Annotated in this window: 16 protein-coding genes; 14 read left to right on the forward strand and 2 right to left on the reverse strand. The window is 30.3% G+C overall.

Features of this window, described 5'->3' with window-relative positions; translation table 11 throughout:
- The first annotated feature begins 68 nt into the window (after positions 1–68).
- From FHG05_RS09455 to FHG05_RS09520, 14 genes are all read left to right on the forward strand, one after another.
- Positions 69–761 (forward strand): hypothetical protein, encoded by a 693-nt coding sequence (locus FHG05_RS09455; RefSeq protein ID WP_140997772.1) that lies wholly within the window; start codon positions 69–71, stop codon positions 759–761.
- Between the two features lie 32 nt (positions 762–793).
- Complete coding sequence (locus FHG05_RS09460; RefSeq protein WP_140997773.1) at positions 794–1,288, forward strand: hypothetical protein; 495 nt, start codon at positions 794–796, stop codon at positions 1,286–1,288.
- A 232-nt stretch (positions 1,289–1,520) separates the two neighbouring features.
- Complete coding sequence (locus FHG05_RS09465; RefSeq protein WP_140997774.1) at positions 1,521–2,381, forward strand: CPBP family intramembrane glutamic endopeptidase; 861 nt, start codon at positions 1,521–1,523, stop codon at positions 2,379–2,381.
- 192 nt (positions 2,382–2,573) lie between these two features.
- Positions 2,574–3,077: a carboxypeptidase-like regulatory domain-containing protein gene (locus FHG05_RS09470; RefSeq protein ID WP_140997775.1), complete on the forward strand. Its 504-nt coding sequence runs from the start codon at positions 2,574–2,576 to the stop codon at positions 3,075–3,077.
- A gap of 135 nt (positions 3,078–3,212) precedes the next feature.
- Positions 3,213–3,671, forward strand: coding sequence for a hypothetical protein (locus tag FHG05_RS09475; RefSeq protein ID WP_140997776.1), 459 nt, complete (start codon positions 3,213–3,215; stop codon positions 3,669–3,671).
- Positions 3,672–3,691: 20 nt separating this feature from the next.
- Positions 3,692–4,051: a hypothetical protein gene (locus FHG05_RS09480; RefSeq protein ID WP_140997777.1), complete on the forward strand. Its 360-nt coding sequence runs from the start codon at positions 3,692–3,694 to the stop codon at positions 4,049–4,051.
- Between the two features lie 16 nt (positions 4,052–4,067).
- Positions 4,068–4,529 (forward strand): hypothetical protein, encoded by a 462-nt coding sequence (locus FHG05_RS09485; protein ID WP_140997778.1) that lies wholly within the window; start codon positions 4,068–4,070, stop codon positions 4,527–4,529.
- A 463-nt stretch (positions 4,530–4,992) separates the two neighbouring features.
- Positions 4,993–5,292 (forward strand): hypothetical protein, encoded by a 300-nt coding sequence (locus FHG05_RS09490; RefSeq protein ID WP_140997779.1) that lies wholly within the window; start codon positions 4,993–4,995, stop codon positions 5,290–5,292.
- A gap of 43 nt (positions 5,293–5,335) precedes the next feature.
- Positions 5,336–5,860 carry a hypothetical protein gene (locus FHG05_RS09495; protein WP_140997780.1) on the forward strand — a complete coding sequence of 175 codons (525 nt, stop codon included), beginning with the start codon at positions 5,336–5,338 and terminating at the stop codon, positions 5,858–5,860.
- 96 nt (positions 5,861–5,956) lie between these two features.
- Positions 5,957–6,550, forward strand: a complete 594-nt coding sequence (locus tag FHG05_RS09500; protein WP_140997781.1) for a hypothetical protein — start codon at positions 5,957–5,959, stop codon at positions 6,548–6,550.
- A 204-nt stretch (positions 6,551–6,754) separates the two neighbouring features.
- On the forward strand, positions 6,755–8,227 hold the full coding sequence (gene guaB / locus FHG05_RS09505) for an IMP dehydrogenase (RefSeq protein WP_140997782.1): 1,473 nt from the start codon (positions 6,755–6,757) through the stop codon (positions 8,225–8,227).
- Positions 8,228–8,430: 203 nt separating this feature from the next.
- Entirely contained in the window at positions 8,431–8,949 is a 519-nt protein-coding gene (locus FHG05_RS09510) for an amine MFS transporter (RefSeq protein ID WP_140997783.1), read from the forward strand.
- 73 nt (positions 8,950–9,022) lie between these two features.
- Positions 9,023–10,810, forward strand: coding sequence for an ABC transporter ATP-binding protein (locus FHG05_RS09515; RefSeq protein ID WP_140997784.1), 1,788 nt, complete (start codon positions 9,023–9,025; stop codon positions 10,808–10,810).
- Between the two features lie 87 nt (positions 10,811–10,897).
- Positions 10,898–11,515: a hypothetical protein gene (locus tag FHG05_RS09520; protein WP_140997785.1), complete on the forward strand. Its 618-nt coding sequence runs from the start codon at positions 10,898–10,900 to the stop codon at positions 11,513–11,515.
- Here FHG05_RS09520 and FHG05_RS09525 read toward each other — a convergent pair.
- Both FHG05_RS09525 and FHG05_RS09530 read right to left on the reverse strand, forming a co-directional pair.
- Positions 11,451–11,744: a type II toxin-antitoxin system ParD family antitoxin gene (locus tag FHG05_RS09525; RefSeq protein ID WP_140997786.1), complete on the reverse strand. Its 294-nt coding sequence runs from the start codon at positions 11,742–11,744 to the stop codon at positions 11,451–11,453. The two genes, FHG05_RS09520 and FHG05_RS09525, sit on opposite strands and share 65 nt — an antisense overlap.
- Before the next feature lie 65 nt (positions 11,745–11,809).
- Complete coding sequence (locus FHG05_RS09530; RefSeq protein ID WP_235889682.1) at positions 11,810–12,169, reverse strand: cupin domain-containing protein; 360 nt, start codon at positions 12,167–12,169, stop codon at positions 11,810–11,812.
- Positions 12,170–12,239 lie beyond the last annotated feature (70 nt).

Consider the following 12,239-nt stretch of genomic DNA (forward strand, 5'->3'; position numbering starts at 1 on the left):
TAGAAATAAAATGAACGAATTAGAGGTTTTACACTAAATCTTTGTGTACAACTCAAAACACACTATATATGAGAAACAGTATGTTGATTTTATTAGGACTATTATTGACCTTTAATTTAGTTGCTCAAACAAATAGAAGAAGTATTCAATTGACGGGCTCCATTTCTGAAAAATATCCTATAGCTATGACTTTAGCTATTGAAAATGATACTGTACGAGGATTTTATTATTACGAAAAATACAAGACAAAAATTGTATTAGAAGGTCAAGTGATAGGAACTAAATTTATTTTAAATGAATCTAGTGATTATGAACCTGAATTTAAAATAGGATTTATTGGAGAAGTAACTGACACTAGTTTTGTTGGAAAATGGGTTGACAAAACAAAAGATAAAAGATTAAAATGTGAATTGACTATTGCGTCAGACAAGCAAATAAAAGTAACAGAGGATATTCTTCAAATTGAAGGAACCTATGAAGATTTGTTTAATTCTGAAAAATATTTGGGCTCCGTTACCTTAAAAAATATCCTTGGAGAACTATTTTTTTTTGAAATATCAAATGGAACAGAGTCGGGATGCTTAGGTTACTTAAAAGGAGTTGTAAAATTAATAGATTTACAGAATGGAATTTTTTCAACAGAAGCATGCAAAAAAATCGAATTTAATTTACTAGACAATGAATTGATACTAAAAGAAGATAATTGTGACTTTCATGGAATGCGATGTCCGTTTGAAGGAAAATATAAGAAGAGTGAATAGATTATATTCTATGTGAAACTTTTATACAATCTATGAAAAAAATAATCTTAATAGTTCTATTCATTATACTATCATTTTTAGCTTATAATTATTTTGCCTATCCAAACTTTAGACAAATAGAAGAAGTATTATCAAAAAACCAAGAAGAAGCAAATCAAAATAATTGGCGAGATACTTATAGTAATGATGTACAAAAGAATCAAAAAGTAATATCAGAATTCATAAACAAAGTTGCTAAAGCAAAATGTTATAATAACCCTTTCTTTTTACCAAAGGAAATCGATAAACATACAGCACAACGCCTTGCTAAAATACTATCCGATTCGAGTTCGTATATTTGGGGAGAAACTACCGTAGCATATAATCGAAAGCTCCTATTTTTAGATGACCAAGACAACATAATTGCAATAACTGAAATTGATGAAGAAAATGAGTTTATAGACACTTATCCATTCAGAAGAACATATAAATGGGGGAAATTATCTAAAAAAGGTCGTAAAGAATTTTTTGCTGCAATAGATAACTAACGCTTCACATAATTATTAGCTTGTAAAAAGATTGCGAATTTTGCAGAGAATTCTTGTTTGCATTTCTCAAGAAATTGTATCTTCAATAGCAATAATAGGTTTTCAAACTCCCAACATCTCCAAGTTCTAAAACGATAGCGGTTAGCTTAAAAAAGCCAGAAAATTTTAATTTATTTTCTTGTAACAATCTTCCATTGTCTCCGTCCAATCAATCAATCAATCAATCAAAATTATGAATCAATCCCTCAAAAAAATTTGGTATTTCCCAATTACAAAAATAATTGTGGGAATAACGTTTTGCTTTTCTCTTTTTGTAGTACTACAAAATTTTGTATCAAAACCACTATTTTATAGCGTAATCGAAGACAAAAACACGGCCGACCCATTCATCCATCTGGTTTCTGTTTTGGTACTACTTTCAAGTTACTATTTTTTATTTCGCTGGTATGAAAAACGAGAAGTTAAAGAACTTTCAATAAAACACTTACCCAAAGAAATGTTTGGTGGCTTTTTAATTGGATTTGCTGCTATTTCAGTATCAATTTTTATTTTATATCTATTGGGATACTATCAAATTATTAGTATAGGTAGTGATAATTATTCCTTTAAATTGTTCATGACACTGGTTGTTGCTGCTTTAATTGAAGATCTTTTTACCAGAGGTTTAGTATTACGCGAACTAGAAAACTGGTTGGGAACGAACCTTGCCATTCTAATCATAATGATCATTGAAACGTATCATATTTTTAATCCAAACACCACTTGGTTTAGCTTTTTTATGTCGCTGTGTTGGGGATTTACCATGTCAATGCTTTTTGTATATACTAAAAGAGTTTGGTTGCCTTTTTTCTTTCATTTAGGTTGGAATTTTGCGCAACCTTTTTATGGTTCAAACCTTACAGGATTAGAGGATATGGGTAAAATTATTCATGCTAAATTTGAAGGTCCAGTTTTGTTTACAGGCGGAGGAATTGGCATTGAAGATTCTATTATAACAGTATCAATTTTATTATCAATAGGTGTTTTTTTATATCATCGTTCTAGTAAAGAAGGTAAAATAATTAAAAGGAAAACAATTAGAATAGGAGTTTAAAAGCATATTTTTAAAAGTTGATACCTATAACACAGTTTATGCGCTATTGCAAATTTTTAGTAAATACAGTTTTAATCTCGCAAGAAATTTTATCTTTAATAAAATGATCTTTTTATGGAATTCACCAAGCCAAAAAACTGCGAGACGTTATGCGATAACTTGAAAAAACTGTATAAACATTACTTCATAAAAATGAATCTTAGCAAAATTATAATATGTATTTTAATATCATTCGCAGGATTTAGTCAAAATCAGTTGTCAGGAAGAATTTTTCTCACGGATACAGATTATGATTATCATTATATTACTGTTTTACTCAAAAAAAAAGATTCAATTCTTACAGGTTCTCAGATTGATAGTCTTGGTAATTATAAATTAGTAAAAAAAATACCTTCTGGGAATTACAAAGTTGTTATTAATCATCTTGGGGAAAAAGATATGATTATAGAAAATATAATTGTTGATGAAAAAGATTTAGTTATTGATATAAACTATCCTGGACCATGTACCTATTTTAAAAACAAGCCTAGAAAATGTGTTGGTAGTCATACAGATAATATAATACCAATAGTGTATGGTCTACCTTCAAAAATAATGATAAAAAAAGCAAAAAAAGGGAAAATTCATTTGGGTGGTTGTGAAGTTTCAAAATGCGATCCTTATTTTTTTTGTAAGACTCACAATATAGAGCTATAGGAGCATCTGATAATAGTGTTTTTTTTTAAAAGAAATTGGAGTTTAAATAGCAATATGAAAGGCTTTTAGTAATTAACACTACAGTTTCCGTATAAATAATTATTTAGTAATTAGTTTAAAGTTTAATCGATTCAAATGCAAGTAAATAGAATTATTTTTTTATGTTTATTACTGTTTGGTTTGACAAATAGTAGTTATGGACAGGATACTATTAAATTGAAGAAAAAGCCAAAAGTAACACTCAAAAGTTGGTATCCCGAATATAAAGATTTTCCTAAGTTAAAAATAGGTAAAAGAAAACTCTTATTTGTAGTAATTCCTGAATTTAATGGTACTAATTTTTGGAAGAATCATATTGCTTTAAAAGCAATTAATGCCGAAGTTGCTATTGAAGAAACTGTAAAAGACAATCAATATTTGGTTTTAGTCCATGCAACTAACCAGCAAGAAATAGAATTTGAATTATGGTATGATTTAGAAAAAGATACGATTCTAATATATAAGAATGGAAATTGGATCAACGCAAGAGAACTCTATAAATTAGATGGAAATCGAATCTTAATTGATACCGTAAAATTACAATTAGAAAACTAAATTAAATTTTCCTTCCATTAATGAACCCATTTGCATTTTCTCTTTTATTAATCTTGAGTCCTTTAGTTTTCCAAATTATTTTGGGTACACGATCTCTTTTGAATAAAAACCGTTGGCATTTAGATAGGATAGCTACTTTTACTATAATTCTAGAGGTAGTATTTATTTTTATAGGCACACAACTTACTGCTATCGATGCAGAGAAACAAGCTATTCATTGTGGAATGCCACAATTTGCGGTGGTGTTTTTTGGCATTTTTATTTGGGGAGTATTAGTAATTACTATTGGAATCCAACAATGGATTAGAGTCTATAGAGCAAAGAAAATAAGGATTCATTTTAATTTATATTTCATATCTTACAACAAGATTACTTATTAAATTAATCTAAATATTAATGAAACACATTTTTATATTGATTTCAGTTTTTGCTGCACTTTTTGTTTTTGACGATATAAATATACAATGGGAAGATGAGGTAACGGGTGATTTTTCATTTTCTAAAAAACAGTCTATGAAATGTGAAGCTTGGTGTTATGAATTTGCTGGTTGTACAGAAATTTTTGCGAAAAGGTTGAGTAAAGATTCTATTGTATGTTATACGCTTCCTAATGAGACTACTCATTCTACGTTGCATTTTTATATCGTTAAGGATAAGATTTGTCAACCAAGGATTGAATTAAACAGTATTACAGGAACAAAAAAAAACTATTCTTCTAATAAAGGCAAAATGAAAATAGATAAAAAATTGTTTCAAAAAAAAATAGTAAAAGCAGATTTTGAAATGCAGTTTCATCATGACGAAAATCCTTCTAAGAGTATGTTTTGGAAAGGCAAAATCTTTGCTAAAATTAAATAACGGTTAACTATAATCTGTTTTCTATAATAAGATGTTTATCCAATGTTCTAGCGCAACAAATTCAAAAGTTTTGAATGCTATTACTTTAAATTTTACCTCGAGACCCTAAAATTTTACCTCAGGAACCTAAAATTTTAAGTCTAGGACATAAAATTTTACCTCAGAGACTTAAAATTTTACGTTGGGTAACGTAAAATTTTAAGTTAAGTACATAAAACTTTACCTCTAGGACATAAAATTTTAACCCTAAGACATAAAAATTTAAGATGGTGCTATAAAATTTTAAGTTTTTTGGACTTTTGGAAAGATTTACTGCTGCTAGAATCTATACCTAAAAATAAGACATTACTAGAAAAACATTTAATTTATTTTTAATTCGATTAGATTATTACAAATCTTTATTCTAAATTTCGTGTTTTAGAAACCTAAATTTAACCCATTACTAATTTTAAATAAAAGTAAAATGAACAGAGAATACCAGTTAAGCTTTTGCAAAGTATGTGAAAACAGAAAAATGGAAATGAGCAGAGGACTGCTTTGCGGTTTAACTAATGAATTTGCCGATTTTAATGAAAACTGCCCCAAATTTGTAGGTGATGAAGTAGAAGTGAAAAAACTCATACAAAACAAAGAAATGGAAAAAAGAATGGTTGAAGAATTAGAAAGAAGTGGTAGCACTGCCAATAGTTCGGTATGGATTGTGATCCGAATTATTGGATTAATTTTAGCGCTTATTCTTTTTATTGCTCGAGCAATGAGATAAATGAGAAAATTTTTACTTTAAATTATTATTATTCACATACAAAATGAGATTTGAAATTCCTTTTGATAAAGTTATATATAAGGAGCAAATGGTGCTACACTATAATTTAGTTTGGAATGCTAATTTGAAAAAAAATAAAAGAAGTTTTTATTTTTATATTCTTTCTTTATTTGCTGCAATTATAATGGTTTTGCAAAATAATTGCTTGGCTTTTCTTTTTTTAGTAATAGGAGGTTATGGTGTATTAAATTGTTATAGTTTTTATAAATTATATAGAAAAAATAAAAAGAATTATTATAAACTTCTTCATTCAGAAATGAAGAAACAATTACAAGCGAGTAGTGTTTCAATTTGGGAATTAGACAAGGATTATTTTATATATAAATGTTATAATCTTGAATTTAAAATAAATTGGTCAGATGTTAAAGGTTATAGGATTATTGAAAATAATCTTTTTTTAGATTTATTTACAGGAAGTTCTTATATAATTGGAGCAAAAGAAATTGGTGATATTGCTTTCAAAGAACTAATTCTTTTTATTAAAGAATTAAACATTGAAAACGAATAAAAATCTTATCCGATATGATATAACTAATTTATTCTATATTTGCATTTTTTAAATAAAATGCTAAGTTTTCTTTCTACACCAAATAATATATTCAAAATGAAATATAAAATAGTTTTACTTTTCATATTAGCATTCCATTTTCATGCTTTAGCTCAATTTGGAGAGCCAATGAGAACTTCAGTAGTAGTGCTCAAAAACGGTGAAATATTACAGGGAATAGGAAAAACAAAAAAGAAGGGATTTAAATTTAAATCAAACGATGCATCCGATGCTTACACTATAGATTTTTCTGAGATTGATTATATACAACAAGAATTTTCAAAAGCTGAAAAGAAGATTTTTAGGTTTTTTGAAACCGATAGTGACGCAAGTATAATTAAAGTAGAAGAGCTTATAAATGGAGAAAAAGTGCAACTATATGCTCAAATTTATACTGTGAATACAGGTGGTGTTGGTGAAATGTCAATGACTCAAACGGTTGTAAAATATTATATTAAGAGAAAATCCGATACAAGATTGACAATGTTAGGACGTTATATTCCTTTAGCCAATAATCTAAAGGAAAAAGTAAAGATGTATTTTTCTGATTGTGCAGAACTACTTAAAAAAATAGAAGAGAAAGAGTTTAGAATGCGTAGCGGTTTAGAACAAATTGTTAATTTTTACAATGAAAATTGTGAGACTAATTAATTTATTGTGTTATCTATAAAATGTAACGTTATTTAACTCCTAATTTATTTCGAATGTTTTTTTATTAAAAAAAAATATTTTGAATTATAATTTTATCAGAATGGTATTTCTAGTTAAAATAAATTATTAGAAAAACTTCACTTTTCTCCTTACTAACTTCTAAATTTTTCCTATATTTGCTTGCAATTTAATCTAAATTGCAAGATGAAAGCACACACAACTAAAATCATCGGAGAAGGTCTTACATACGATGATGTTTTACTCATTCCAAACTATTCCCAAGTTCTTCCGCGTGAAGTAAGTATTCAAACAAAATTTTCTAGAAACATTACATTAAACGTTCCTATTGTATCTGCAGCGATGGATACCGTAACCGAAAGTGCAATGGCAATTGCTATGGCGCAAGAAGGCGGAATAGGGGTTTTACATAAAAACATGACTATCGAGCAGCAAGCGGCTGAGGTAAGAAAAGTAAAACGTGCCGAATCAGGCATGATTATCGACCCAGTTACGTTGCCTTTAACCGCTACTGTTGGCGATGCTAAAAGAGCCATGAAAGAGCATGGTATTGGCGGAATTCCCGTGGTAGATGATACCTTAACATTAAAAGGAATTGTAACCAATAGAGATTTGCGTTTCGAAAAGAAAAACGAACGTCCCATTACTGAAGTAATGACTTCAGAAAATCTAGTAACCGCTCAAGTAGGTACCACGTTACAACAAGCAGAAGAAATTTTACAAGATCATAAAATTGAAAAACTATTGGTGGTATCAGAAGGGAACAAATTAGCAGGTCTAATTACCTTTAGAGATATTACTAAATTGACTCAAAAACCGATTGCCAACAAAGATACTTATGGTCGTTTGCGTGTGGCTGCTGCTTTAGGAGTTACTGCCGATGCGGTGCAAAGAGCGAGTGCTTTGGTACAAGCTGGAGTTGATGCTGTTATTATTGATACGGCTCACGGTCATACTAAAGGGGTGGTTGATGTTTTAAAACAAGTCAAAGCCGCTTTTCCAGAATTGGATGTAGTGGTTGGAAATATAGCTACACCAGAAGCCGCTCAGTATTTAGTTGATAATGGAGCAGATGGTGTTAAAGTAGGTATTGGTCCCGGTTCTATTTGTACTACTCGTGTAGTAGCGGGTGTTGGGTTTCCCCAATTTTCAGCAGTTTTAGAAGTGGCCGCAGCCATTAAAGGCAGTGGTGTTCCTGTAATTGCAGATGGAGGTATTCGTTATACAGGAGATATTCCTAAAGCCATTGCAGCAGGAGCAGATTGCGTAATGCTTGGTTCGTTATTAGCAGGAACTAAAGAATCTCCAGGTGAAACCATTATTTTCGAAGGAAGAAAATTCAAATCCTATAGAGGAATGGGTTCGGTGGAAGCGATGCAAGAAGGATCGAAAGACCGTTATTTTCAAGATGTAGAAGACGATGTTAAAAAATTAGTCCCAGAAGGAATTGTAGGTCGCGTACCTTATAAAGGAGAGTTAAACGAAAGCATGCAACAATTTATTGGTGGTTTACGTGCTGGAATGGGCTATTGTGGTGCAAAAGATGTGGCTACTTTACAAGAATCAGGACGTTTTGTGAGAATTACAACCAGTGGAATTGGGGAAAGTCATCCGCATAATGTAACGATTACGAAAGAAGCACCAAATTATTCAAGATAATTAAGTCAAAAGTCTAAAGTTAAAAGACTCGAGTCTGTAAGTTGAAGAATTAGCTTTTGCTTATTTAGTATAAATATATTAAAAAACTTCTCGTTTTTCGGGAAGTTTTCTTTTTTTGAAAGGGTGCTAATGTTATTTTTAGCTTTATATTTGAAGTGGTAGAAAACGAACGGTATTCAATTAAAGATTTTAAAGTTAAAGTAATGAACATAACTAGACATTGCGATTTATGTAATCACCAAAAAATAGATTTAATTAATGGTTCTACTTGTGGTTTAACGGATAAGAAACCTGAATTTACTAAGACTTGTAGCAAGATTGATTTTCATGATAAATTAGAGTCAAAACTAAAAGAAGTTAATATAAAATACCAAAAGATTAAAAATGAAAAAGCGGTAACGTATATTTATTTTGTCGTTTTTTTAGGCATTGCTTTAGGTGTACTTGTTGGTGGTTATTTATTAGGAACTTATGCCTATGATAAAGGCGTAGTTTCAACGACTCCTTTTATTATTATGGCTATCGGATTAACTCCGCTAGGATTGGCATTTGGTGCTTTGAACAACCATCGTAACCAATTTAAAATTGCAGAAATGAAGAAAAAAAAGATTGATGAAGTTTTGCCTTTGTACCAGATTGACTATACTATTGAGGTGCAATTTGGTAAAAAGTATCATGGGGTTCAAGAAGTTACTACAGATTTAAAAATGAAAGGAATTTAATAAACCTTACCAACTTTTATTATTACAAAACAATTGTTTCTACTTTCCAAAGGAATTAAAATTAAAAAAAGAAATGGCACGATTTCAAGAGAATGATTTACCCAAATCAAAATTAAATGCTAGCACTTTAAGCAAAGCACTTCAAATTTTTAAATATGCAACTCATCATAAATGGAAGTTTTATCTTGGTTTGCTTTTTTTATTGTTAACAGGTGGAACGGCTTTGGCTTTCCCAATGTTATTAGGTATGTTGGTTAATTGTGTGGCCAATAAAGATTTAGTACAAGCTCAAAATATCGCTCTAGGGTTGATGGTGATTTTGTTTTTGCAATCCTTCTTTTCCTTTTTCAGATTGTCCTTATTCATCAATTTTACGGAGAATACTTTGGCAAATATTCGTGTAGCATTGTATACCAATTTGGTCAAGTTACCCATGACGTTTTTCTCTCAAAAAAGAGTAGGAGAGTTAAATAGTCGCATCAGTTCGGATATTACCCAAATTCAAGATACTTTAACCACAACCATTGCTGAGTTTTTAAGACAGTTTATTTTAATCATTGGTGGTATTATTTTCCTATTGACTATCAGTTTAAATCTGACCTTAATGATGCTTTGCATTGTTCCAATTGTAGCCGTTGCCGCTGTTATTTTTGGTCGCTTAATCCGAAAGTTTTCTAAAAGTGTACAAGATCAAGTAGCGGAAAGTCAGGTTATCGTTGAAGAAACCATGCAAGGAATTTCGAATGTGAAAGCGTTTGCAAACGAATGGTACGAAATTGCGCGTTATAAAGGAAAAATTCAGGAGGTAGTGAAACTGGCTATTAAAGGTGGAATCTACCGTGGGTATTTTGCTTCTTTTATCATTTTCTGCTTATTTGGAGCTATTGTAGCTGTAGTTTGGTATGGAGTAACTTTGTGTATTAATGGTGAAATAAAAGAAGTGGGAGACTTAATTTCGTTCGTCTTGTATTCGGCATTTATAGGAGCTTCCTTTGGAGGTATTGCCGAATTGTATGCGCAAATTCAAAAAGCAGTTGGAGCCACCGAACGCGTTTTCGAATTGTTAGACGAAGTACCAGAAAAGATAAATGCGACTCAAAATTATTCGACTCAAAAGATAAAAGGAAATGTAAGCTTTAAAAACGTAGGTTTTTCATATCCATCACGTCCAGAAATAGAAGTTTTAAAAGAGGTAACGTTTACCGCACTGCAAGGTCAAAAAATTGCACTTGTAGGACCAAGTGGTGCTGGTAAGTCAACAATTTCATCTTTATTACTTCGTTTTTATGCTATCGATAAAGGAGAAATTTTAATCGATGATAAGAATATCAACGATTATGATTTAGAAAACCTTCGAGGCAATATGAGTATAGTTCCCCAAGATGTGATTCTTTTTGGAGGAAGTATTCGAGAAAATATTGCCTATGGTAAACCCAATGCTACTGATGAAGAAATTATCACGGCCGCAAAACAAGCCAATGCTTTCGATTTTGTAAACGGTTTTCCTGAAAAGTTTAATACTTTAGTGGGTGAACGTGGTATTAAATTGTCTGGTGGTCAAAGACAACGTATTGCTATTGCAAGGGCTTTATTGAAAAATCCAAGTATTTTAATTTTAGACGAAGCCACATCTTCTTTGGATAGTGAAAGTGAAAAACTGGTACAAGAAGCATTAGAATATTTAATGCAAGGTCGAACGAGCATTATCATTGCGCATCGCTTATCTACGATACGAAGTGCAGATGCCATTTTAGTATTAAATGAAGGAAAAATTGTAGAAAAAGGAACCCATAAAGAGTTACTTGAAATAGAAAATGGTATCTATAAGAATTTGAGTAACTTACAGTTTAGTGAGTATTAGGGTTTGTCGTAAATTTTAAACTATTATAATAAACTTAACGTTATAGGTTGTAGATCTACAAGATGTGAGGAATTATTACTGAATTATATGGACACTGAAAAAATAAAAATTTTACAAAATAGAATTGTAATTTCCTTAGACATTGCCATAAAACTTTTAAAAAAGAATAATGGTAATATTGAAGCTTGCGAACAAGAATTTCATAATAACAATATAAAAGAGATAAGCATTGTAACAGAATGTGATATAGAAGTTGCTAGAGAGAATTATTATTTATGTAAAAATGATAAGACAAAGGCTATTGATAAAATTAATTCAAAACAAGTTACTATCACTACTAGAGAAAATCTACCAACAAGAAATGAAATTGGATTTATTTTATGGCCTGAGAATAGTGATGGAGAAAATTATAAAACAACAAAAAGAAATGACGCTTTCATTCCTTCAGCTGATTTTGATTATGTAATAAAAGAGTTTCAATCGGTTTTTCCTATAGAAAACCCTTGGGATAAAAGCATTGAAGTAGAATTTGATGTTTGCGGACATAATTATTTTAACAAAAATATATGTGAAATAATAATTGAAAAGATAAAGCAAGCAAAAACAGATGAATTGAAAGTTAACAAATTTAAAAATGACCTTATCGGTTGGCTAAATGAAAAATTGAAATATGCTGATTACATTGTCGTGTATGGAAATCTTTAACTTTTCCACTTTTTTCACCAATTTTTAATTCGTTAATGAGGGATTTTGTTTTTGATTCCTCTTCTTCAAACCTTCTTAAAGCAGTTCTTACTACTTCACTAACAGAACTATATTTACCCGAAGCGATTTGTTCATTAATAAAATTATCAAAATAATCTCCTAGAACAATAGATGTATTTCGTGCCTTACTCTTTTTATCAAAAATACCAATTATTGGTATTGGGAACATATTTTTTTGGTGTTTTTCATAAAATTTATTCCCTTATTTGGGTTTATAAACTAAGCCACTATATTTTATAACTGTTCTTCTATACTTTTAGTAACAGCTGCTTGTACCTTTCCAGTATGTAAAGTGGTTTTGGTTTCGATAAGCATAATTTTGCATTCTTCTACTGCAGAAACTCTATGATTGACTCCTTTTTTAACTACAAATACATCATTTTGATGCATAGTAAAAGGCGCTTCATTTTCAATTTCCATGAGTAGACTACCTTCAATGATGTAAAAGAGTTCGTCTTCGTTTTCATGGTTGTGCCAAGGAATATCTTCTCCTTTTATTTTGGCAATTTTTACATATTGGTCGTTTACTTCAGCTATGACTTTTGGTGAGAAATAGTTGGTAATGGTTTCAAAGGATTGTGTTAGGTTTTTCACTTGTATGAATTGAATGGTTGAACGAATGGATTATGTGTTTGCGTTAGGGATTGCAGTGAAAATCCTTTTT

Origin of the sequence: Flavobacterium profundi (genome assembly GCF_006491645.1) — a bacterium.
In the GTDB taxonomy this organism is placed as follows: Bacteria; Bacteroidota; Bacteroidia; order Flavobacteriales; family Flavobacteriaceae; genus Flavobacterium; species Flavobacterium profundi.